Annotated in this window: 17 protein-coding genes and 1 pseudogene; 6 read left to right on the top strand and 12 right to left on the bottom strand. The window is 71.8% G+C overall.

Annotation, left to right across the window (positions count from 1 at the left end):
* The first annotated feature begins 74 nt into the window (after positions 1–74).
* Both SM418_RS19670 and SM418_RS19675 read left to right on the top strand, forming a co-directional pair.
* The gene (locus SM418_RS19670) at positions 75–524 is read left to right on the top strand and encodes a Zn-ribbon domain-containing OB-fold protein (RefSeq protein ID WP_371942580.1); all 450 of its coding nucleotides are present in this window, start codon (positions 75–77) and stop codon (positions 522–524) included.
* Positions 521–1711: a lipid-transfer protein gene (locus tag SM418_RS19675; RefSeq protein WP_371942579.1), complete on the top strand. Its 1191-nt coding sequence runs from the start codon at positions 521–523 to the stop codon at positions 1709–1711. Before SM418_RS19670 ends, SM418_RS19675 begins: the two co-directional genes overlap by 4 nt.
* Here SM418_RS19675 and SM418_RS19680 read toward each other — a convergent pair.
* The 7 genes from SM418_RS19680 to SM418_RS19710 form a co-directional block, all read right to left on the bottom strand.
* Positions 1704–2093: a DoxX family protein gene (locus tag SM418_RS19680; protein WP_371942578.1), complete on the bottom strand. Its 390-nt coding sequence runs from the start codon at positions 2091–2093 to the stop codon at positions 1704–1706. The two genes, SM418_RS19675 and SM418_RS19680, sit on opposite strands and share 8 nt — an antisense overlap.
* Before the next feature lie 395 nt (positions 2094–2488).
* On the bottom strand, positions 2489–2956 hold the full coding sequence (locus SM418_RS19685; protein WP_371942577.1) for a MarR family winged helix-turn-helix transcriptional regulator: 468 nt from the start codon (positions 2954–2956) through the stop codon (positions 2489–2491).
* Between the two features lie 237 nt (positions 2957–3193).
* Entirely contained in the window at positions 3194–4765 is a 1572-nt protein-coding gene (locus SM418_RS19690) for an acyl-CoA synthetase (protein ID WP_371942576.1), read from the bottom strand.
* Between the two features lie 42 nt (positions 4766–4807).
* Complete coding sequence (locus SM418_RS19695) at positions 4808–5965, bottom strand: thiolase family protein (protein ID WP_371942575.1); 1158 nt, start codon at positions 5963–5965, stop codon at positions 4808–4810.
* Complete coding sequence (locus SM418_RS19700) at positions 5958–6995, bottom strand: thiolase family protein (protein ID WP_371942574.1); 1038 nt, start codon at positions 6993–6995, stop codon at positions 5958–5960. The genes SM418_RS19695 and SM418_RS19700 overlap by 8 nt, the downstream gene beginning before the upstream one ends.
* Positions 6995–7960 carry a Zn-ribbon domain-containing OB-fold protein gene (locus SM418_RS19705; protein ID WP_371942573.1) on the bottom strand — a complete coding sequence of 322 codons (966 nt, stop codon included), beginning with the start codon at positions 7958–7960 and terminating at the stop codon, positions 6995–6997. Before SM418_RS19705 ends, SM418_RS19700 begins: the two co-directional genes overlap by 1 nt.
* On the bottom strand, positions 7950–9509 hold the full coding sequence (locus SM418_RS19710) for an acyl-CoA synthetase (RefSeq protein WP_371942572.1): 1560 nt from the start codon (positions 9507–9509) through the stop codon (positions 7950–7952). The genes SM418_RS19705 and SM418_RS19710 overlap by 11 nt, the downstream gene beginning before the upstream one ends.
* A 154-nt stretch (positions 9510–9663) precedes the next feature.
* Here SM418_RS19710 and SM418_RS19715 point away from each other — a divergent pair, with 154 nt between their 5' ends.
* Together SM418_RS19715 and SM418_RS19720 are read left to right on the top strand one after the other, a co-directional pair.
* A complete protein-coding gene (locus tag SM418_RS19715) occupies positions 9664–10476 on the top strand; it encodes a crotonase/enoyl-CoA hydratase family protein (protein WP_371942571.1) in 813 nt (270 codons plus the stop codon).
* 141 nt (positions 10477–10617) lie between these two features.
* Positions 10618–11031 carry a hypothetical protein gene (locus SM418_RS19720; RefSeq protein ID WP_371942570.1) on the top strand — a complete coding sequence of 138 codons (414 nt, stop codon included), beginning with the start codon at positions 10618–10620 and terminating at the stop codon, positions 11029–11031.
* A 92-nt stretch (positions 11032–11123) separates the two neighbouring features.
* Here SM418_RS19720 and SM418_RS19725 read toward each other — a convergent pair whose 3' ends face one another.
* Together SM418_RS19725 and pgfA are read right to left on the bottom strand one after the other, a co-directional pair.
* On the bottom strand, positions 11124–12233 hold the full coding sequence (locus SM418_RS19725; RefSeq protein ID WP_371942569.1) for an NAD(P)H-dependent flavin oxidoreductase: 1110 nt from the start codon (positions 12231–12233) through the stop codon (positions 11124–11126).
* A 265-nt stretch (positions 12234–12498) separates the two neighbouring features.
* Positions 12499–13665 carry a cell envelope lipid trafficking protein PgfA gene (gene pgfA / locus SM418_RS19730; protein ID WP_371942568.1) on the bottom strand — a complete coding sequence of 389 codons (1167 nt, stop codon included), beginning with the start codon at positions 13663–13665 and terminating at the stop codon, positions 12499–12501.
* A gap of 204 nt (positions 13666–13869) precedes the next feature.
* Between pgfA and SM418_RS19735 the strand changes: the two genes are divergently transcribed.
* Positions 13870–14652: a class I SAM-dependent methyltransferase gene (locus SM418_RS19735; protein WP_371942567.1), complete on the top strand. Its 783-nt coding sequence runs from the start codon at positions 13870–13872 to the stop codon at positions 14650–14652.
* A complete protein-coding gene (locus SM418_RS19740) occupies positions 14649–15869 on the top strand; it encodes an acyltransferase family protein (protein WP_371966084.1) in 1221 nt (406 codons plus the stop codon). Before SM418_RS19735 ends, SM418_RS19740 begins: the two co-directional genes overlap by 4 nt.
* A gap of 1105 nt (positions 15870–16974) precedes the next feature.
* Here the strand turns inward: SM418_RS19740 and SM418_RS19745 are convergent.
* The 3 genes and pseudogenes from SM418_RS19745 to SM418_RS19755 all read right to left on the bottom strand — a co-directional run.
* Positions 16975–20175 (bottom strand): annotated as a pseudogene (locus tag SM418_RS19745) (alpha-(1->3)-arabinofuranosyltransferase domain-containing protein); the annotation flags it as partial.
* A gap of 199 nt (positions 20176–20374) precedes the next feature.
* Positions 20375–21535 (bottom strand): glycosyltransferase family 4 protein, encoded by a 1161-nt coding sequence (locus tag SM418_RS19750; RefSeq protein WP_371942565.1) that lies wholly within the window; start codon positions 21533–21535, stop codon positions 20375–20377.
* A complete protein-coding gene (locus SM418_RS19755) occupies positions 21532–22395 on the bottom strand; it encodes a glycosyltransferase (protein ID WP_371942564.1) in 864 nt (287 codons plus the stop codon). The genes SM418_RS19750 and SM418_RS19755 overlap by 4 nt, the downstream gene beginning before the upstream one ends.
* Positions 22396–22408 lie beyond the last annotated feature (13 nt).

A 22408-nucleotide genomic window follows, 5' to 3' on the forward strand; every position in this document is an offset into this window, starting at 1 on the left:
CTCACCGGACGCGCATTCTTTCTAACGATCGTTTGGTTGTTACGCTGCGCCGGGATGACCTGAGGAGGGGCCGCGTGACCACGACCAAGGAGCGTCGTCCGGCCGTCGAGGGCTGGTTCACCACCGCGGACGGCGACGTCCGGCTGCTGGGTACCCGCTGCTCGTCGTGCGGAACGCCGTACTTCCCGCGCAACGAGCTTGCGTGCCGCAACCCCCGCTGCACGGGGCCGAAGGACGGCTCGGAACTGGAGCCGTACGCCCTCTCCGGACGCGGGCGCATCTGGTCGTACGCCGACTCGCGCTACAAGCCGCCGCCCCCGTACGTCTCCCCGGACCCCTTCGTCCCCTACACGGTCGCCGCCGTCGAACTCGAAACCGAGCGCATGGTCGTCCTCGGCCAGGTCGCACCCGGCCACACCGTTGACGACCTGGAGGTCGGCATGGAGGTCGAGCTGACCGAAGGCGTCCTCTACGAGGACGACGAAGCCGCATACACCGTCTGGATGTGGAGGCCAGTGCGATGACGCGCGATATCGCCGTTCTCGGGGCGGGCATGCACCCCTGGGGCAAGTGGGGGCGCAACTTCGTCGAGTACGGGCTCGCGGCCGCGCGGGAGGCGCTCGCCGACGCCGGGCTGTCGTGGACGGACGTCCAGTACGTGTCGGGGGCCGACACCATCCGCAACGGGTACCCGGGGTTCATCGCGGGCGCCACGTTCGCGCAGGCGCTCGGCTGGTCGGGCGCGCGGGTGTCGAGCTGCTACGCGGCATGCGCCTCTGGAGCGCAGGCCATCAACACGGCGCGCGCGCAGATCCTCGCGGGCCTGTGCGACGTCGCGCTGGTCGTGGGCGCCGACGCCGCGCCGAAGGGCTTCTTCAAGCCCGTCGGGGGCGACCGGCCGGACGACCCCGACTGGCTGCGGTTCCGCCTCCTGGGCGCGACCAACCCCATCTACTTCGCGCTGTACGCGCGCCGCCGGATGGCCATGTACGGCGCCACGCTCGACGACTTCGCCGCCGTCAAGGTGAAGAACGCGCGGCACGGTCTCGCCAACCCGAACGCCCGGTACCGCAAGGAGGTGACGCCGGAGGACGTCCGCGAGTCCGCCGTGGTCGCCGACCCGCTGCGGCTGCTGGACATCTGCGCGACCAGCGACGGCGGCGCCGCCCTCGTGCTGACGTCGATGGAGTTCGCGCGGCGGCACGGCGTCGCGGACCCGGTCCGCATCCCGGCGATCTCGACGGTGACGCCGACCTTCCCGAAGACCGTCCTGGACCTGCCGGACTTCGCGACGGACTCGGCGATGACCGCCGCCGTCCCGGACCGCCCGTTCCGCTCCGCGATCGCGCACGCCGCCTACGAGGAGGCCGGCCTCGGCCCCGAGGACCTGTCGCTCGCCGAGGTGTACGACCTGTCCACCGCCCTCGAACTCGACTGGTACGAGGACATCGGGCTGTGCGAGCCGGGCGGCGCCGAGGAACTGCTCCGGTCCGGCGCCACGACGCTCGGCGGCCGTATCCCGGTCAACCCGAGCGGCGGCCTCGCCTCCTTCGGCGAGGCGATCCCGGCCCAGGCGATCGCGCAGGTGTGCGAGCTGACCTGGCAGCTGCGCGGCCGCGCCGAGGGCCGCCAGGTCGAGGGCGCGCGGGCCGGCATCGCCGTGAACCAGGGCCTGTTCGGGCACGGCTCCGCCGTCATCACGGTCAGGTAGCGGCGCCGCGCCCGCCTGCCTCGCGGGCGACGCGCAGGGCCCAGGCGATCATCGGGACCTGGAGCGGGAGCCGGCCGTAGGCGGCGGCGCGCAGCGGCAGCGGGCGGCGGCGCCAGTCGTGCGCCATCTTGACGTTGGCCGGGAAGACCGCCGCCATCAGCGCCGCCGTCGCGAGCGCGCCCGCCCTGCGCGAGCGCGGGTGGGCGACCGCGGCGGCGCAGCCGAGCTCGGCGGCGCCGCTGAGGTAGGTCCAGGTCCGCGCGCGGCCGGGCAGCGACTCGGGAATGATCGCGTCGAACGGCTTCGGGGCGATCATGTGCAGGGTGCCCATGCCGGCCATGAGGGCGGCCAGCCGCCGGGATGCGCGCGACGAGTCGGTCATGGCCCGAAGTCTGACACATCGGACGAGCCGTCCAATAGCGGCCATCCGAAACCCGGCATTGTGACCGAGGTCACCGTAGAAATCCGTGTGACCTGGGGCGTAGCGGTCACGTGTCAGATGTCACCGTCTCGGCGGGTTCGGACGGATTTCGGGACGGCTAGATTGAAGTTACCGGTCAGTCCAAAATCCCGCGGGATCGTGATGCCGTCCGAGCACAAGACTCCGGGGACGGTCGCCGCGGCCGGGGGGACCGCCGCGGCCGTCTCCGGACCCGGTGCGCTCGGTTCCGGGACTGGCGGGGGCCGTCCCGGAACCGACGTGACCCGCGGAGACGTGACCCGCGGAGATGTGACCGGGGAGAGGCACCGCTCCGCAGCCGGCCCGGCGGGGCGTGGCTAGGGCAGCTCGCGGATCTCCTCGATGACCCCGGGCATCGCCTCGTTGTTCTCGCGGAGCCAGCGCAGCAGGACGGCCAGATCCTCGTCGCTGTAGGCGCCGAGGCGCTCGTGGAACGCGTGGGAGATCGGCTCGAAGTAGCGGGCGAACTCGGCGACGTTCTCCGGGACCAGTTCGACGATCACGCGGCGGCGGTCATCGGGGTCGCGGGTGCGCTTGACGTATCCCGCCCGCTCCAGCCGGTCGATGACGGCGGTGATCGCGCCGCCGGTGGTGATGCCCATGAGCTGCGCGAGCTGCCCGGGGGTCTGCGGCCCGTCCAGCTTCAGTGCGTTCACGCACTGCGCGTCGGTGACGTTCAGCCCCGCCTTGCTCGCGGTGGAATGGTGCAGCAGCACGGTGAACATGGTGCTGCGCTGCATCTCCCGCTGTATCTCGGCCAACCGCGCGCGGTCCGGGGTCGACACGCCCACCTCTTCCTCAGCGTCTCCCGATGAGAGAGAGCCTAGTGGCCGGATCCGGACAGAACCACCCGGCAGGGCGCGCCATGTGGCTCACGACTCAGGGTCCGGCGATCAGAGCACTCCCAGGTCACCCCTATCATGGCTTTTGTTAGGACCACTAACAGAGGTCCGCTCCTGGCCCCGAATCCCACGAAGGTTCGGGGCCGACCTCTACCGTGTCCCGGCTACCGCGCGTCGCGCCTACGGCACGTCCTCCGCGATCTGCTTGGCCCACCGGTAGTCGGCCTTGCCCGCGGGCGAGCGCTTCATCTCGGCGACGAACGCGTAGACGCGCGGCACCTTGTAGCCCGACAGCTCCCGGCGGCAGTGCGCGTCCAGATCCTCGGAGGACGGCGCGTCCCCGGACGGCTGGATCACCGCCGCGACGCGGTTCCCCCAGCGCTCGTCCGGGATACCGGTCACGACCGCGTCGTACACGGCCGGGTGCCCCTTCAGCACGGCCTCGACCTCCTCCGGGAAGACCTTCTCGCCGCCGGTGTTGATGGCCTGCGAGCCGCGCCCGTACACGGCGATCGACCCGTCCTCCTCGACGGTGGCGATGTCGCCGGTGAGCAGCCAGCGCTTGCCGTCCACCACGGGGAACGTCTTCGCCGTCTTCTCCGGGTCGTTGTAGTAGCCCAGCGCGATGTGCCCGGTGCGGGCGACCTGGCCGACGACGCCCGACCCCGGCTTGACGGGCTGGAGCGCGTCGTCCAGGACGGTGACGTTCTCCACGTCCGGGGCGAACCGCAGGCCCTTCTCCGGCGTCGAGCCTGCGACCGCCTCGGCCGTCGAGCCCGACTCGGTCGACCCGAACCGGTCGAGGATCATCGTGTTCGGGAGCAGCCCCTGGATGCGCTCCCGGACCGTCCCGGTGAAGATCGCGCCCGTGGACACGTAGGCCACCAGCGAGGACGTGTCGTAGCTCCCGCGCGCCAGCTCGTCCGCCATCGGGATCGCCATCGCGTCCCCGGTGATCGTCACGGAGTTGACCTTCTCCCGCTCGATCGTCGCCCACACGTCGGCCGCGTCGAACTTGCGCGTGTAGACGAGCGTCGCGCCCATGAACCAGGCGATCCACGTGGCCACCTGCGCGGCGCCGTGCATCAGCGGCGCGATCGGCATCATGGTCAGGGGGCCGCCGCTCCGCGCGTTCTCCACGATGTCCTCGGGCTTGGACGGACGCGGCACCGTCGGGTTCCAGAACGCGAAGATGATCTCCTCTGTCGACCACATGACGCCCTTGGGCATCCCGGTCGTCCCGCCGGTGTAGATGATGTAGAGGTCGTCCTTGGACCGGGCCGGGAAGCCGGCGCGCGTGCCGCCGGCGTCCTTCACCGCGTCGTCGTAGGCGACCGCGCCCGGGATGGACGGCGCGCCGCCCACCGCGACGAAATGCTTCAGCTTGGGCGCCTCCGGGACGGTCGCGGCGACCCGGTCCTCGAACTCCACGTCGTACAGCAGTGCGACGCTGTCGGAGTCCCGGTACACGTAGAGCAGCTCGCTCTCCACGTACCGGTAGTTGACGTTGATCGGCACGGCCCGGATCTTCAGCAGGGCCAGCAGCGCCGCCGCGTACTCGACACCGTTGTAGAGCTGGACGGCGACATGCTGGCCCGGCTCGACGCCCGCGTCCTGCAGATGGTGCGCGAGCCGGTTCGCGTGCTCGTCCAGATCGGCGAACGTGAGCCGCTGATCGCCGCAGATCAGGGCGACACGGTCCCCGATCACGTCCGCGACTCCCTCGAACAGGTCAGCGTGGTTGTACTCCATCGGAGCGCCTCCGGGGGGTGATCGCGCCTTTGAGTGAGAGAATCAGGGTTTGTCGCTGCCGACGATCCACATCGCGAAGAACTGGGCGCCGCCGCCGTAGGCGTGGCCGAGCGCGCGGCGCGCGCCGTCCACCTGGTGGTCGCCCGCCTGGCCGCGCACCTGCAGCGCCGCCTCCGCGAACCGGATCATCCCGGACGCGCCGATCGGGTTGGACGACAGCACGCCGCCGGAGGCGTTCCACGGGATGTCGCCGTCCAGCGCCGTCGCGCCCGCCTCGGTGAGTTTCCAGCCCTCGTTGTCGCCGCAGAACCCGAGGTTCTCCAGCCACATCGGCTCGTACCAGGAGAACGGGACGTACACCTCGGCGCAGTCGAGTTCGCTGCGCGGGTCGGTGATGCCGGCCTGCCGGTACACGTCCGCCGCCGCGTCCTTGCCGCCCTGCGGGCTGACGCTGTCGCGGCCCGCGAACTGCATCGGCTCCGAGCGCATCGACGTGCCGTGCACCCAGGCGGGCGGAGCCGGGGCCTTCTTGGCCGCGTCCTCCGAGGCCAGCACCATCGCGCACGCGCCGTCCGAGGACGGGCACGTCTCCAGGTAGCGGATCGGCTCCCACAGCATCGGCGTCGACTCGACCATCTCGCGGGAGATGCCGGGGATCTTCAGGTGCGCGTACGGGTTCTTCAGCGCGTTCTGCCGGTCCTTGACCGCGACGAGCGTCCCGATGTGGTCGGGCGCGCCGGACCGCCGCATGTAGGCGCGGATGTGCGGGGCGAAGTAGCCGCCCGCGCCGACGACCAGGGACGTCGTGAACGGCCCGTTCACCGTCAGCGCCCACGTCGCGTTCGACTCCGACTGCTTCTCCCACGCGAGGGTGAGGACCCGCTCGTGCACCCCCGACTGGATCAGGTTCGCCGCGACGATCGCCGTGGACCCGCCGACCGAGCCGGCCGTGTGCACCCGCAGCAGCGGCTTGCCGGTCGCGCCGAGCGCGTCCGCCAGGAAGAGCTCCGGCATCACCACGCCCTCGAACAGGTCGGGCGCCTTGCCGACGACGACGGCGTCGATGTCCTTCCAGGTCAGCCCGGCGTCGTCGAGGGCGCGCCGGGCCGCCTCGCGGAGCAGGCCCGCCATCGACACGTCCAGCCGCTTGGTCTTGTACTCGGTCTGCCCGACGCCGATGATCGCGCAACGGTTAGCCATCGTTCTCTCCCGACATGACGCAGACGAGGTTCTGCTGGAGGCAGGGGCCGGACGCGGCGTGCCCGAGCGTCCGGGACGCCGTCCCGTCGTGGATGCGGGACGCGGCCTCGCCGATCCGGATGAGGCCCGCCGCCATCACCGGGTTCGCCGACAGCGCCCCGCCGGACGGGTTGACCGTCACGCCGTCGCCCAGGCCGAGCGCCTCGCGCAGGATCAGCTCCTCGTGGCTGAACTGCGCGTGCAGCTCAGCGACCTCGACCCCGGCCGCACCGGCCTTGTCCCCTGCGATGCGGGCGGACTCCGACCGGGTCAGGTCGCGCACGCCCAGCGCGTGCGGCTCGGTGCGGTGGTCGATGCCGGTGATCCACGCGGGACGCTCGCACAGCTCCCGCGCCGTGTCGCCGGCCGCGAGGACGATCGCCGCCGCTCCGTCGGTGACGGGCGCCACGTCGTAAGGGCGCAGCGGGGCCACGTCGTAGTCGTCACCTTCGGGGTCCGGCAGGTGCAGCGCGAACGGGTTGTCGCGGCCGGACGCCCGGGACCGCGCTGCCACCGCGCGCAGGTCGTCCTCCTTGACCCCCGACTTGTCCATGTAAGCCCGGGCCTGCATGGCGGCCATCGACACCTGGTCGACGCCCAGCGGAGCCAGGTGGTACGGGTCGAGCTGCTGGCCCATGATCGCGCGAAGGTCGCCCTGGGACGACTTGCCGAACCCGTACACCAGCGCGGTGTCGATCTGGCCGATCTGCAGCTTCACCCACGCCTCGTACAGCGCCCACGCGCCGTCCATCTCGACGTGGCTCTCGGAGATCGGCGGCCACGCGCCGAGCGTGTCGAGCGCGGACACGAAGGCGAACGGAGCGCCCTGCAGGTAGTCGCACGAGCCCGAGCAGGTGAAGCCGAACCGGGACAGCCCCGTCCGCTCCTTGATCTCGGTGATCACCGGCAGGACGATCTCGGTCTCCGCGATCCCCTGGTCCTCGGAGACGTGCCGGCTCTGGGTGAACGCGACGACGGCGACATCACGCATCACATGAAGTCCTTGATCTCTTCGAAGGGGACGTCGGGCTCGTCGATGGGCTCGAACCACTTGATGTTGGCCATCGACCGGTCCCACTCCTCGCGGGGCCGCCACGCCGCCCTCACCCGCATGCCCATCCGCACCTGGTCGGCCGGGATGCCGGCGACGAGCGTCAGCATCGTCAGGCCGGCGCCGTCCAGCAGGACGTAACCGGACACGAACGGCACCTCGGGGGCGCGCGGGTCGGGGATGTTGTTGACCGCGAAGGTGGTGACGGTGCCGGTGTCGGGCAGCTCCACCTCCTCGGACGTGGCCACGCCGTCGCGCGGGCAGAATCCCCGCATCGGCACGATGACCTTCTCGCACACCGGGCAGCGGTGCCCGATGATCCGGCCCTCGGCGATCCCCTCCAGGAACCGGCCGAGCGCCCGCCCGCCCTTCAGCCGGTACTCCAGGCCGGCCTGCGGGTTGATCATCGTGACCTCGGGCAGGAAGCACTCGATGTCGTTGATCGTCCCGGTCCGCTCCGCGCGGTACTTCGGCCGCACCCGCATCCCGGTCTTCAGGAACCTCGGCGGCTTCGCGCCCTCCTCGAAGACGCCGAGGTCGAGGGCGTGCAGCAGCGCGGTGTCGGCGCCGTCCGGGCGGACCAGCGCCCACGCGAACGGCCGGTCGAACGGGTGCTCCTTGGCCGGGCGCGGCACCCACGACCATGTCGTGACGGTTCCCACCGGGCCGACCTCGACGAACTCACCGGTGACGTCCTCGCCGGTCTCGGGGTCGCACTCCGCTGGCGGGACGAGCACCCTGCCGCCCGCCGTGCGGACGCCGACCAGACGGCCGTCGCGCAGCTCGCTCAGGAACCGCCCGATCACCGGGCCGACCGAGCGGGTGTAGCCGCCGGGGAACCCGATGACGTGGTTGGGCTGCGGAGTCTCGGCGGGCCCCGGGTTAGATGCCGTGCTAGATGGCACTGTCGCGGTCCTTCCAGTACGGGTCCCGCAGCTTGCGCTTGAGGAGCTTGCCGTTGGGCTCGCGCGGCATCGTCTCGATGAAGTCGATGCTCTTCGGCCACTTCATCTTGGCGAGCCGGCCCTCCAGCGACGCGAGGATCTCGGCGGCGAGGTCCGGGCCGGCTTCGGTGCCCTCGGCGGCCTCGACGACGGCCTTGATCTGCTCGCCCCACTCCTCGTCCGGGATGCCGAACACGGCCACGTCCGTGACCTTCGGATGCAGGATGATCTCGTTCTCGATCTCGGCCGGGTAGATGTTCGCGCCGCCCGAGATGATCATGTCGGCCTTGCGGTCGGACAGGAACAGGAACCCGTCCTCGGTGAGGTAGCCGATGTCCCCGACGGTGAAGAAGTCCTTGAGCCGGTTCTTCTCCGTCTTCTCCTTGTCGCCCTTGTACTCGAACTCGACGCCGGCCATCTTCATGTAGATCGTGCCGTGGGTCCCGGTCGGGACGGGCTCGCCGTCGTCGTCCACGATGAGCAGCTCGCTGATCGGCCACGCGTTGCCGACCGTGCCGGGGTGGGCGCGCCAGTCGGCCGGGCTCGCGATCGTCCCGCCGCCCTCGGTGGCCGCGTAGTACTCCCAGATGCAGTCGCCCCACCAGTCGAGCATCTGCTGCTTGATCGGCACCGGGCACGGCGCCGCCGCGTGGATCGCCCACTTCATGCTCGACACGTCGTAGCGGGACCGGACGTCCTCGGGCAGCGCCAGCAGCCGCTTGAAGTGCGTCGGGACCATGTGGGTATTGCTCACGCGGTGTTCTTGGATCACTCTCAGAGTGTCTTCGGCGTCCCACTTGTCCATGTAGACGAGCGTGTGGCCCATCTGCAGGGCGGTGCCGCCGAACTGGGTGACGGCCGTGTGGTAGTTCGGTGAGGTGATCAGATGCGCCTGGTGCTCGCCCCCGGCCGGACGTCCCGGCGGGATGCCGAACAGCCCGAGAAGGAACGTCATCAGCTCGGCGCTGTCATCGGGATCGATCCCCATCAGCGCACGCTTGACGCCCTTCGGCTGCCCGGTCGTCCCGGACGTGTAGTGCATGGTCGCGCCGTTGCTGCGGTCGTCCGGGAGGGTGTCGGGCTGACCCTCGACCAGTTCCGCGAACGGGCGGAAGCCCTCGACGTCCCCGAGCGCGAACCGGCGGTGCGGCTCGATCTCCTCCGCCGCGCGCACGCCCTCCGCGGCGTACCGCTCGTGGACGATGAACGCCTTGGCCTCGCTGTCGGCGACGATGTAGCCGATCTCCGGCCCGGTCAGGTGCCAGTTGATCGGCGTGTAGTACCAGCCGGCCTGCAGCGCCGCCAGGTACAGCACGAGGCCGTCGACACCGTTCGGGACGAGCCCGCAGATGCCGTCGCCCTTCTCCAGCCCCAGCGCGCGCAGCCCGTGGACGAGCCGGTTCGAGCGGGCCAGCAGGTCGCCCGCCGCGTGCTGCGTCCCGTCCGGATCGACGCACGCGATCCACTCGGGATCGGCCTGCGCCAACCGCCAAAAGCCCAATGACCCCATCGGAACTCCCCTAAGTGATCACGGTGAGCACCGTCACACGGCGGCACTCGGCGAGGAAAGTAGATCACGTTCTCGTTTTGGAGTTCAACCCCTACCGGTAGGGCAGGTGCTTAACTAGAATCTGTTCTCGTTTGACATCTGAGCTGGAGGAATCATGGCGGAACGGCTGCCGATCAGCACCGAGCACTGCATCGTCGAGCGCGACGGCCACGTCGTCATCGTCACGATGAACCGGCCCGAGGCGCGCAACGCGCTCAGCTCGTCCATGCTGGTCGGCCTCGCCGACGCCTGGGCCTACATGTCCGACACCCCCGAGGTGCGGGTCGGCATCCTCACCGGAGCCGACGGGACCTTCTGCGCCGGCGCCGACCTGAAGGCCATGGGGCAGCAGCCCTCGGACCCGCGCGTCCAGGAGCGGATGGCGCAGATCCCGAATTTCCACTGGAAGGGCCTGCTACGCGAAGGCCAGCCGACCAAGCCGCTCATCTGCGCCATCGAGGGCTTCGCGGTCGCCGGCGGGACCGAACTGCTCGTCGGCACCGACCTGCGGGTGGTCGCCGAGGGCGCGACGCTCGGCCTGTACGAGGCGAAGCGCGGCCTGTTCCCGATGGGCGGCTCCGCGATCCGGCTGCCCCGCCAGATCGGCTACGCCCACGCGATGGACATCCTGCTCACCGCCCGCTCGGTCACTCCGCAGGAGGCCCTGGACATGGGCCTGATCAACAAGGTCGTCCCGGACGGCCAGGCCCTCGCCGCCGCCCGCGAACTCGCCGACCAGATCGCCGAGTGCGGCCCGCTCGCCGTCCAGGGGATCCTGCGCACCTACCGCGAGACCCAGCATCTGCCGGAGGAGGAGGCCCTCAAGATCTCCGACGAGATCGGCTGGCCCGTCATCGGCTCGGAGGACGCCAAGGAGGGCTCCCGCGCCTTCGCGCAGAAGCGTCCCGCCGTCTACCACGGCAAATAGCCCCCTTTCCGGCCAGGACGAGTCGGCGGGAGACGCCCGGTATGCGCATTATCGGGCGCCCGTAAATCGGCCCGCGTTTTGCGGGATCCCTTCCGTGGCATCGCTTGGGGCGAAGCGAACCACGGAAGGACTGAGCGAGCCATGGCCTTGCACCTAGGACGTAGGCAGCGCAGTACGACGACGGAGGAGACGCCCCAGCGGCGGCTGTGGCCGCGACGCACGGAGGCGGACGACGCCACGAAGACCGTGGTGGTCGAGCGGAAGCCGTCGCGGTGGCGGCGCAGCAGGCCCAACCCGATCAGCATGATGATCATGGCGGCGGGCTGGGCCGCCGCCGCGATCCTGGCGCTCGGGATGCTGCTGACCTGGGGCGAGGCGAACCCGGCCAACACCCTGGTGGACGCCACGCTCGACGCGGGCCGGTGGCTCGCCACGCCGTTCCAGGACGCCTTCACGCGGAACGACCCCAAGGAGCAGCTCTACATCAACTGGACGATCGCCGGGGTCGTCTACTACGTCCTCGCCCGCGCCCTGTCCTGGATGACGCGGTTCTGAGCGGGCGGCACCGGTACCGCGCCATAGCGCGACGAGGCCCCGGCCGGCGACTTGGGGGACGGCGCCGGCCAGGGCCTCTTCGCGGCGGGTCGTCAGGCCTCGGTGATGGTGTTGAGGCGCTCGATGGACTCCACGTACTCCTCGATCAGGTCGTAGACGACCTGGGCGGCCGGCTTGACCTGGTTCATCGAACCGACGATCTGGCCGACCGGGAAGGTCACCAGCTCGCCGTCGCCCGAACGCTGGATGCGCGGCAGGGCGTCCGCGATCAGCATGAACTGCAGCGGCATCGGCAGGTAGCCGGGGGACTTCTCGCCCTCCCACGCCTCGGTCCACGCGGTCTTGAGGAAGCGCGCGGGCTTGCCCGTCCAGGCCCGGGACCGGACGGTGTCGCGGGACGTGGCGTTGAGCAGCTTCGGCAGCGCCCGCTCGGGGGTGTCGGCCTCGTCGACGGTCAGCCAGATGGAGCCCGTCCACACGCCGTCCGCGCCGAGCGCCATGCCCGCGGCCATCTGCCGGCCCCGGCCGATGCCGCCCGCCGCCAGCACGATGGTGTCCTGGCCGACGGCGTCCACGACCTCGGGGATCAGCACCATCGTCGACACGTCGCCGGTGTGGCCGCCGGCCTCGGTGCCCTGCGCGACGATGATGTCCACGCCCACGTCGACCTGCTTGCGGGCGTGCCGCGCGTTGGACGCGAGCCCCGCGACCTTCACGCCGTGCTCGTGGGCCTGCTCGACGACGTCGGCCGGGGGCGGCCCGAGCGCGTTGGCGAGCAGCGCGATCGGGTGCTTCAGCGCGACCTCGACCTGCGGCCGGGCCGTCTGGTCCGTCCAGCCGAGCAGCGCCTTGGTCGCCGTCTCGGTGGACGGCTCGACGCCGTGCTCGGCGAGCAGGTCCTCCAGGAACTTCCGGTTCTCGGCCGGGATCATGCCCTGCAGCCTGCCGAGCAGCTCCTCGGCGTCGCCCAGGTCGGCGCCCTCGTACTTGGCGGGCATGACCACGTCCACGCCGTAGGGTTTCCCGCCGACATGCTCGTCGATCCACTTGAGCTCCAGCTCAAGTTCCTCGGGGGTGAAATGCAGGGCGCCGAGGACGCCCATGCCGCCGGCGCGGCTCACGGCCGCGACGACGTCGCGGCAGTGACTGAACGCAAAGATCGGGTACTCGATGCCGAATAGTTCGGTGACTCGTGTCCGCACAGCCACGACCCTAAGCGCGCACCCGCAAAACTGCAACAGGTTCTACTTACAAAAGTCGGCACGGCCACCGCGCGTCCCATCGCGCACCGGCACCGTCCACCCGTGATGCGCCGCCCCCATCGTCACAGAGGTAAGAACAGCCGGCCGCGACCGCACGCGAGCCCCGGGCGCCGACCTGGCACGGGCAGGCGGACGGCCGGACTAGAACACGTATCAGCAGAACTTCCGCGGAGCGCGGCGGCCACGGCGACCGGCCCCGGAGGGGTCAGCGGCGTTTGGAGGGGCCCGCCGCCTTGCGCTGCTGGCGTTGGCTGCCGGGGGGTGAGCGGCGTGCGGGCGGAGAGGGCGCGGCCGGCGGTGCGGCGCCGGGCGGGGGCGCGGGCGCCGAAGAGCCGGCCGGGGCCTGCGCGGTCGACGGGCTCGGCGGGCCCGGCGGGCTCGGCGGGGACATGTCGCCGAACTTGCCGTCGGGGCGGCGCGGGGCCTCGATGGGCGGCGGCTCGCGGCGGGCCAGCCCGAGGAAGCCGCCGACGAAGATGAGGATCAGGCCGAGGAAGATGGAGCCCGCCGGGATGTAGCTGCGCACCATGTCGATCCGCAGCGCGGTGCTGTTGGCCAGGTCGACCATGGCCTTCTGGTCCTGGTCGACGCTGATCAGGTCGGCCTGGGCGACGATCATCCTGCCCTTGCCGTCCGCCGTCTGGACGGTGCTGCGGATGTTCTTGCGGTGCTTCACCGGGATGCCGGTGCGCGGGTCGACCCAGACGGTGTTGTACGCCTCGGTGTAACGGTCCACCTTCTGGTTGCCCGCGTCCTCGGGCAGGCCCAGCATCTTGGCGGGCAGCTTGGTGTCGAGCGCCGCGGTCTTCGTCAGCGGGATCGTCTGGGTGAACCGGTACGTCGTGAGCCCGTGGACCTTCTCGACCTCGCCGAACACCATCGGAGCGGCCTGCTTGGTCGTCATGTCGAAGAACGGGTAGTCGCGCTTCTGCACGCCCGCGAGCGGGAACAGCAGCCCGTAACCCGACATCCGGACGGCGTTGTCACCGTCGACGTTGACGCCGCAGCAGTTGACCAGCACGGCCGTCCTGCGGTCGAAGGCGATGCGGAAGCCCTGGATCTGGATGGGCTTGTCCGGCTTGGCCTGGTCGTAGATGTTGGTCGTGGAGTCCCAGACCGCGATGTCGTCGTCGCCCTCGTTGGCGCGGACGTCACCGCGGACGGTGTTCTTGGCCAGCAGCGTCACGCCGGTCTTCGTCTTCAGCTCCGCCTGGTCGAAGTACGTGGCGTTCTTCGACTCCAGGAGCGACACCTGGTAGCGGTTCAGCGGCGCGACCACCACCTGGTCGGCCACGTAGAAGCGGACCAGCGGCGCGAGCGTGAGGAAGAAGGCACCGAGGCCGATCAGGACCAGGCCGACCGGTCGCCGCATGAACACCTCCGGGGGCTGCCGGCGAGGTCAACGGCCGAGAGGCCGTGTCCGGCATGTCCGGTTACCATACAGGACCGCCGAAACCCGGACGACCGGCAGGAGAGGCGCGAACCCCCGCGTGAACTGGGGCGGAGTGGCTGCCGCGGGGCCGTACCGGCCGGTAAGCTCCGCGTTACTTCGGCATCCCGGCAAGTGAGGTGGTCCTTGACCTCGGCGGCACATGGTCAATCAGCGGCGCCCGGGCGGGTGCTCGTTCCCCGGCACTGCGCGACGTTGGCGCGGTCGGTGCGGTTGTTGAGCGCGTTCCGGCGCGAGCGGAGCGAGCCGGAGTACTTCTATGACCTGATGGCACGTGACACTGTCGCGCAGCTCAGTTCGTACACCGACCTGGAGGGCGCCCGCGTCATAGACGTGGGTACCGGCTTCGGGTTCTTTGCGCGCGCGCTGGCCGACGCGGGGGCCCGGTGTACCGGGATCGACCATGACCTCGGTGAGCTGACCGCGCACGGCGTCCCCGAGTCGAACCAGCTCGTCGCCAGTGCGCTGGCGCTGCCGTTCCGGGCGGCGTCCGCCGACGTCTGCTTCTCGTCCAACGTCCTGGAGCACGTGCCGGAGCCGTGGCGGATGGCCGACGAGATGGTCCGGGTGACGCGCCCCGGCGGGACGGTCTTCCTGTCGTTCACCAACTGGCTGTCGCCTTGGGGCGGGCACGAGACCTCGCCCTGGCACTACTTCGGCGGCGACCGCGCCGCCCGCTGGTACGAGCGCCGGACCGGGCGTCCGCCTAAGAACCGGTACGGCCTCAACCTGCACGCCGTGTCGGTGTCGTCGGCGCTGGCATGGGCGCGTGGACGCGACGACGTCAACGTTCTGGACGCGTTGCCGCGCTACCATCCGCGCTGGGCGGAGGGGATCGTCCGCGTCCCGGGCCTGCGGGAGATCGCCACCTGGAACCTCGTCCTCGTCCTGCGGAAGAAGGACCCGTGAGACCGGCGCCACCGCAGGTCTCCGGCCATCAGGACACCCTCGACGGGCTGCGGGCGGTGGCGGCGCTCGCCGTCCTCGTCTTCCACGTCGCCAGCGCGGCGGGTTCGATCACCAACCCGGACGGCCCGCGGTGGCTGTTCAACGGCGGGCAGGTCGGCGTGCCCATCTTCTTCACGCTGTCGGGCCTGCTGCTCTACCGGCCGTGGGCGGCGGCGGCCCTGGACGGGCGCGCCGCCCCGCGCACGATCGAGTACCTGCGCAAGCGGGTGTTCCGCATCATGCCCGCCTACTGGGCCGTGATCGTCGTCTACATGGTCACGGCAGGGCGAGACCATGTCGGCGACCCCGTCACGTGGGTTTCGCTGCTCACCCTCACGCAGACGTACCTGCCCGACCCGTGGTGGAACGGCGATCTCGGGCCGGCGCATCTCGGGCAGTTCTGGAGCCTCGTCGTCGAGGTCGGCTGGTACGTCACGCTGCCGTTCACCGCGGCAATCCTCACCTGGTACGCGCGCCGGGTCCGGACCCACGACGTCGGCGTCCGGGCCAGGCGGCTGCTGATCGGCATCGGCGTGTACGCGTCACTGTCGCTCCCCTGGACGGCCGCCATGTTCGTCCCGGAACGGCACTCACAGATGGGACTGTGGCTTCCGCGGTACTTCGTGTGGTTCGCGATCGGGATGGCGCTCGCGGTGGTGACGGTGTGGGCGCGGCTGGACGAGCGGCGCCCGGTCGCGGCGCTGTGCCGGGCCGTGTCCGACTCCTGGGGCGCGTGCTGGGCCGCGGCGGCGATGCTGTACGTCGTCGCGGCGACGCCCGCGGCGGGCCCGCTCAGCCTCCAGACACCCGACGCCTTCTGGACGTCCACCCTCCACCTCGTCGTGTTCGGGCTGTGCGCGGCGGCGCTGGTGGCGCCGGTCGCGCTGGCCCCGGCCGGGCAGCCCGCGCTCGGCGCGATCCTCGCCAACCCGGTGATGCGGTTCCTCGGCCGGATCTCCTACGGCGTGTTCCTGTGGCAGCTCCTGATCATCGTCTCCTGGTACGACGTGACGGACCGGGGTTTCCGGGGGGACGTCGCGACGGATCTTCCGCTGATGGCTGCGGCGTCCATCGCAGCGGGGGCCCTGAGCCACTACCTGGTGGAGCTGCCGGTCCAGCGGCTGGCCCGGCGCCGGGACCGGGCCCGCCCGGCCCCGGCGCGGGTGCCGTCCAGCTGAGCGGGATCGGCCCGCCGGAGCCGCCGCCGGACGGTCTGGGCCGCCACAGCTCGGCCGCGATCCGCCCGACGACGACGAGGCCCAGCAGCTGGGGCGCGATGTCGCCGACCGGACCGGACGGGGCGGACGGGTTGCCGAGCAGGTCCAGCCACATCGCGGCGGCGAGGCAGCCGGTGCCGGCGAGCATGGCGATCGCGATCGTCCACGGGGAGGCGATCGCGCGCAGGACGGCGGAGCGGCGGGTGCGGGCCCAGCCGCACAGGGCCGCGACGCCGAGGGTGACGGCGACGCCGGGGGCCCCGGCGATCCAGCCGCCGAGCGCGGCGGCGAGCCCGATCGCCGCCCACGCCGGCCAGCCCGTCCCGGCGACCATGGCGCGCGGATCGGGGCGGCGCCGGCCGCCGGACCGGCCCGGCCAGACCGCGGCGATCAGCAGGACGAGGAGCAGGTTGAGGCCGGTGACGACGGCGATCCGCTGGGCCCGGTCGGGCGTGTAGGTCAGCTCGACGGCGCCGGCGGTGCCCGCGGGGACGAGCCAGCCCTGCTTCCACCCGTCCAGGCGGACGGCCCGCAGAACGGCGCCGCCGGCGGTCGCGCGCCAGCCGGCGTTGAAGTTCTCGTTCACGGTGAGGAACGAGGCGGCACCGGCGTCCACCTCCACCGTGCGGGAGCTGGAGCCCCAGCTGACGACCTTGACCTGCTGCGGCGGCCGGGCGGCGGCGTCTGGCCCCGGCTTGGCCCCGACCGTCACCGTGTCGAGCCGGTAGGTGTCGAACGGCACGGACGCCAGATGGTTCCGGCCCTCGGTGAGCACGGCCTGCTTGCACGCGGCGAACCGGAGCGGGCGGCCGGCGAGCAGGTCGCCGAGCGTCCCGGTCGCCTTCGTCTGAACGACCCCGGCCTGCTTCTTGCCCGCCCGGCCGCCGCCCTGGCCCACGCCGGGCTGGGAAGCGCCGGACCGGTCCGCGCCCACCTGGAGCTTCGGGCCGAATCCGCACGGGAGTTCCAGCGGGTAGGTGCGCACGTCCGGGAACGGCTTCACGCCGGGGACGGTCAACTCGGCGAGCTGCACGGGCTGGGTCCGGCCGTCCCGGAAGAAGGTGATCGTCAGCCGGTCGGTGGTCATCGGCGCGAACGACAGTCTGCCCGCCGCGTCCGACAGGCCCTCCCGGCTCTGGCCGTTCGCGCCCTCGACCCGCAGCCGGACCGGGCCCGCCGCGCCGGCCGGCCGGGTGACCGTCACCGTGGACACCCGCTTGCGGCCCTTCCACTGGACGGTGTACGTGGGCTCCGCGTCCTTCTCCCCCGCGATCCAGGACGTCGCCGGGTCGCCGTCGAAGCCCGATCTGGCCTGGTCCGCCGGGTGGCCGGACCTCGTCGAGCTGGCCGCGACGAGCGGCTGGCCGTGCACGGCGGTGTACCGGTCGACGAGATTCTGGTCGGTGAGGACGGCCGTCCCCGTGACGGGCGCCTTGCCGGTGACCGCCGAGGTGAACGTCCGGTCGAAGCCCGAGCCCTCCTCGTCACCGGACGCGAGGGACGGTGAGCACACCCACCGCACGCTGCCCTTGACGCATTCGCTGGTCGCACCCGGCGCCCGGCTCATCACGTACGTCGCCGGGCCGTCGATCCCGCCGGGTGCGGGCATCGTGTACGTGCGGGTCGGCGTCACCCCGCCGATCGACACCTCGGCGACCGCCGCGCGCGCGAACGCGGGGACGATCGGCTTCGAGGCGAGCGCGGTGATGCGCAGCCGCAGCCAGCGGGTCGGCCCGTCCGGCGCGCGGAGCGCCTGCGGGTTCGCGCTCTTCCGCACGTCCTGCTCGAGCGTGCCGTTCTCGGTCTCGACGGCGACCCGCGAGACCGCCGGACCGAAGGCGTCGTTCTGCACGAACGTGGCGGTCAGGTCGCCGACATCGCGGGCCCGGTCGAAGTCGACGCGGAGCCACTGCCCGGACGGCCCTTTCCAGCCGCCCGTCTCCCAGGCCGTCAGCCGGTTGCCGTCGAACGCGGCGTACGGGGTCGCCTCGGGCTTGCGCGCCTGCGGGATCGCGTCGTCACCGGCCGCCGACGTGGACGCCGTGACGCCGCGGACCCCGCCGCCGTAGACGGCCTGGGTCGTGTAGCGCATCCAGCCCTTGTCCAGGACGTCGACGGCCTCTCCCCGGCGGGCGGCCGGCAGGGTCTCCGACGTCTGGTGCAGCTCGCCGAAGTTGCGGCGCAGCAGCCGGGGCGAGTCGGTCACGACGGAGGTGCCCGCCAGGTCGGAGGCGTCGTCGTCCAGCAGGACGGGCCCGTCCGGCAGCGCCTCGTCGTCGGCCATGGCGAGCAGCGACTCCGGCCCGCCGTACACGCGGACGGGCCGGGTCGCGTCGGCCAGGTTCACGACGTCGGCGGCGCCCTCGACCTCGTAGACCTCCAGCGGCGGGTACGCCTGGTCGACGGCCGTCACCGCGTCGTCGTTGCCGCCGCCCACGGGCGGGCCGAACGCGGCGACCCGGTGCATGCCGGGCGAATCGTCCAGGGCCTGGTGGAGGCGGGCGGGCCAGGCGCCGCGCAGCGTCTCCCGCCGCAGGTCATTGCGGACCAGGACGTACCGGACGCCCATCCGGCCGAGGAAGTCGCTCAGCCCCGGCGAGCCCTGCCCGGAGCGCACCTGCTGGTCGATGGCGTCCAGCGCCCGCGTGTAGCCGGGCGACCCGGCCGGGACGAGCTGCCGGACGCCCCACCGCGCCGTCAGCAGCGGCTGGACGATGTCGTCCATCGGACGGCCCCACAGGTACTCGCCGAACGGCGCCCCGGGGACGGCGAGCACGCCCTGCTGGCCGGCCCGCGCGTTGATCCACGACGCGGCGTCCCGCCAGTACCTCGGCACCTCCTTGAACTCGCCGGGCCCGGACAGGCCGTGCGAGATCGCGGTGAGGCCGATGCCGCCGAGCGCGACGGCGGCGGCGACCGGCAGGCTGACCAGCGACCGGAGCGTCAGGCCGAACGCCGGGCCGCCGTCGCTCAGGCCGCGCACCCGGCCGTCCCGTGCGGTGCGCGCGTCGTGGAGGCGCCCGCCGGCGGCGGCGAGCAGGTGGGCGAGGCCGAGCGCGAGCGGCAGCCGGACGACCGCGTCGAACTTGTGCAGGTTGCGCAGCGGTGCGAGCGGGCCGTCCAGCAGGTCGCGGAGCTGGGCGGCGAACGGGCCCGGGATGTCGCTGATGTGGCCCATCGACACGATCGCGAGCCCGGCCAGCAGGGTGAGCAGCAGGAACGTCCGCTCCGGGAGCAGCCGGCCGAGCAGCCCGGCCAGGCCGAGCGCCGCGACGACGCCCGTGCAGATGATCGGGACCGGGCTGAGCGAGAGGCCGTGCCCGACCGGCCACCAGACCTGGCCGTCGACGATCAGGTAGTTGACCCAGCGTTCCGCGCCGCGCAGCACGTTGATCAGGCCGGTCGGCCCGGTCGTCGTATCGGCCTTCTCGGTGTAGGTCAGCCAGGAGAACCCGTACGTGCCGGTGAGCAGCAGCGGGGCGAGCCACCACGCGGTCGCGGCGCCCGCGGCGGCCGACCACCACGCGAGCATCCGGACGCGCAGCGACCCGCGCGGCCGCGTCACGACGTACATGAACGGGACGACGAGGACGGCGACGGTCGCGGTCGCGTTGATCCCGCCGCAGCAGGCGATCGCGAGCCCGGACCGGGCCGCGGCCTTCAGCCGCCCGCCCTCGCCGGAGGCCGCGGTGACCAGCGGCAGGACGATCCACGGCAGCATCGCGACCGGCAGGTACTCCGAGGAGATCTGGCCGAGCGTGGCCAGCCCGTTCGGGGCGAGCGCATACGCCATCGCGGCGAACATGCGGGTGCCCTGGCCGCGGCCGCCCTGCCCGGTCCCGCCGATGCCGAGCCGCCCGGCCAGCCGCCACGTCCCGGCGAAGGCCAGGCACATCAGCAGCGCCAGCCAGAACCGCTGGGTGATCCACGCGGGCATCCCGAGTACGTCGCCGAGCGCGAAGAACGGGCCCATCGGGAACAGGTAGCCGACGGCCTGGTTCTGCAGCTGGCCGAACTGCTCGGGGTCCCACAGGTGGAGGGCGCGGCCGAGGAAGCCGAGCGGGTTCACCGCCATGTCGATCTTGGTGTCGGCGAGGATCGCGCCGGGCCGGGTGCCGAACGCGATCGCGGTCAGCGCCAGGCAGCACGCCACGGCGCGCAGCCGCTCCCGCAGCCGCGCGGCGGCGTCCGGGCCGCCCGTCCCGTCGCCCGGGGCGGGCCCGCGGGACGCGCCGGCGCGGGGCGGATTCGCCTCTCCCACGGCCATGCTCGCCCTCCGCCCCTCTCCGTTTCCTCTGGTGACTCCGTGTTCTCCGGTGGCTCCGTCTTCTCCGGTGGCTCCGTCTTCTCCGGTGGCTCCGTCTTCTCCGGTGGCTCCGTCTTCTCCGGTGGCTCCGTCTTCTCCGGTGGCTCCGTGTTCTGCCGGGGACCTGCGTCCTCCCGGGAGCGCGCGTTCTCCCGGGACGTCAGCCAGGGTGCCCGCCACCGTACCGGCGGCCGCCCGCCTCGCGGACGGCGGTGCCGATCAGCTCGCGCATCCGGTCGGCGGTGCGCGCCCAGTCGAAGCCTGCCGCCCACCTCTGACATTCCGTGGCCATCTGATCGCGCCGCGTGGGATCGTCCAGCTCCTTGAGGGCGCGCTCGACGACTCCGGCCTGGTCATCGCCCTGGTGGACGAGCCATCCGGTGATCCCGTCGCGGACGGCGTCGCGCAGGCCGTCCACGTCGTGCGCGACGGTCGGGACGCCCAGCGCCGCGGCCTCGATCACGCTCAGCCCCCACCCTTCGCCCTGGGACGTGCTGAGGTGCAGGTCGGCACGGGCGACGAGGGTCGCCTTGACGTTCTCGGGGACGTAGCCGTGGGCGATGACGACGCCGTCCAAGCCACGCGCGTTGATTGCGGCTTCCAGCGCGGGCGCTTCAGGGCCGTCCCCCACGATGTGGAGCTTCAGCCCAGGCCGGGTTTCGGCGAGGCTTTGAGCGAGGTCCAAAAGCAGGTTGAGGCGCTTGTGCGGGACGAGCCGGGTCACGCACACCAGGTCCGGCTCGCCGGCGGGTTCCGAGACCACACCATCAGGTTCGGCGACTGACGACCCGTTGTGGACGACATGGACCGTCCCCGTCCAGCCCAGCCGTTCCCTCACGGCGCGCAACGTGGACGGCGAAACGACGACGAACGCATGTCGCCGATACGTCCAGCGGCTCACGGGGCCCTCAAGCACTTGCCCGAGCCAGGCCAGCCATCTGGGGAAGTACAGGCTGAATTGGGCGTCGTGCACATGGTGGATGACGCAGAACACCCGTACGCGGCGAGGCAGCACCCACGGAGTGAAGAACGGGATGCCGTTCTGGCAGTCGATGACCGCGTCGAAGCGGCGACGGTTCCCCAGCATCCACAGCAGGACGAGCGGGTAGACGGTGAACCGGCCGCCGAGACGCACGAACTCCACGTCCTCGACCCGTTCCCTGCGTTTCTGCCCGGGGGCCCTGCACGTCACGTAGTGGACGCGGTCCCCTTGACCGGCGAACCTGCGCGCCAGCTCCCAGGCGTAGCGTTCGGCACCGCCGGCGGCGGGATGCCAGGGATCCCGCCAGTTGACGACCGCCAGCCGCAGAACCGCGCTCATCCCGACTTGGCGCTCGGCGTCGACGCCTGCTCGGGGATGGAGATCGGCACCGCATGCGGCTCGCTGAGCTTCGACTCGGCGAGGATCGTCCGGATGGGCACCACGGGAGTGACCGGCGTTGCCGGGGCGGCGGGCATACGGAAGCCGACGCGCGCGCGGATGCGCGCCAGGTCCAGCATGCACTGCAACGAGTGACGCCTCACCGAGAACGTCGAGCCGGGACGGTCACGCCAGACCACCGGAATGGCCGTCACGGACGCTCCCCGCCGCACGCAGTGGGCCAGCAGCTCAACATCGAACGAGAAACCCGTCGTGCGCAACTCCTCCGCGGCGGCCCGCACCAGCGGCCCGTCGAAGAACTTGAAACCGCACTGGGTGTCCTGGATGCCGCCCACGAGGTCGCGGACGATCCGGTTGAACGTGATGGCGCCGAGCCGCCTGACCGGCAGCGCGTATCCCTGGACGACCGACCGACCGTGGCGCCTTGACCCGACCACGACCGGGCGGCCCTCGCGCAGCAGGACGATGGCTTCGTCCAGCGCAGCGAGGTCTGTTGCCATATCGGCGTCCATGAACCCCACGTACGGGGCCCGCGACTCGAGCAGCCCGGCCCGGACCGCCGCTCCCTTGCCCCGGCGTTCGCAGCGGACCAGCCGCACCGGCACCGGACCCTCGAACGACCGGGCGATCCCGGCCGTCCCGTCGGTGCTGGCGTTGTCGACGACGATGACCTCCGCCCGCAGCGGAAGGGCTGCGAGCTTGTCGCACAGCGCGGCCAGCCCCGCCGGAAGCCGCTCGGCCTCGTTGTAGGCGGGAACGACGATCTCCAGGAGGGCGGGGCCGTCACGCCAGGTCCCCATCAGGGCCTACACG

Source organism: Actinomadura chokoriensis (assembly GCF_041463665.1).
Taxonomy (GTDB): Bacteria; Actinomycetota; Actinomycetes; order Streptosporangiales; family Streptosporangiaceae; genus Spirillospora; species Spirillospora chokoriensis_A.

What these genes read in the sequence shown, in the direction of transcription:
- SM418_RS19675 (WP_371942579.1), top strand. Translation starts at nt 521, where the DNA reads ATGACGCGCGATATCGCCGTTCTCGGGGCGGGCATGCACCCCTGGGGC.
- SM418_RS19680 (WP_371942578.1), bottom strand. Translation starts at nt 2,093, where the DNA reads ATGACCGACTCGTCGCGCGCATCCCGGCGGCTGGCCGCCCTCATGGCC.
- SM418_RS19690 (WP_371942576.1), bottom strand. Translation starts at nt 4,765, where the DNA reads ATGGAGTACAACCACGCTGACCTGTTCGAGGGAGTCGCGGACGTGATC.
- SM418_RS19695 (WP_371942575.1), bottom strand. Translation starts at nt 5,965, where the DNA reads ATGGCTAACCGTTGCGCGATCATCGGCGTCGGGCAGACCGAGTACAAG.
- SM418_RS19700 (WP_371942574.1), bottom strand. Translation starts at nt 6,995, where the DNA reads ATGCGTGATGTCGCCGTCGTCGCGTTCACCCAGAGCCGGCACGTCTCC.
- SM418_RS19710 (WP_371942572.1), bottom strand. Translation starts at nt 9,509, where the DNA reads ATGGGGTCATTGGGCTTTTGGCGGTTGGCGCAGGCCGATCCCGAGTGG.
- SM418_RS19715 (WP_371942571.1), top strand. Translation starts at nt 9,664, where the DNA reads ATGGCGGAACGGCTGCCGATCAGCACCGAGCACTGCATCGTCGAGCGC.
- SM418_RS19720 (WP_371942570.1), top strand. Translation starts at nt 10,618, where the DNA reads ATGGCCTTGCACCTAGGACGTAGGCAGCGCAGTACGACGACGGAGGAG.
- pgfA (WP_371942568.1), bottom strand. Translation starts at nt 13,665, where the DNA reads ATGCGGCGACCGGTCGGCCTGGTCCTGATCGGCCTCGGTGCCTTCTTC.
- SM418_RS19750 (WP_371942565.1), bottom strand. Translation starts at nt 21,535, where the DNA reads ATGAGCGCGGTTCTGCGGCTGGCGGTCGTCAACTGGCGGGATCCCTGG.
- SM418_RS19755 (WP_371942564.1), bottom strand. Translation starts at nt 22,395, where the DNA reads ATGGGGACCTGGCGTGACGGCCCCGCCCTCCTGGAGATCGTCGTTCCC.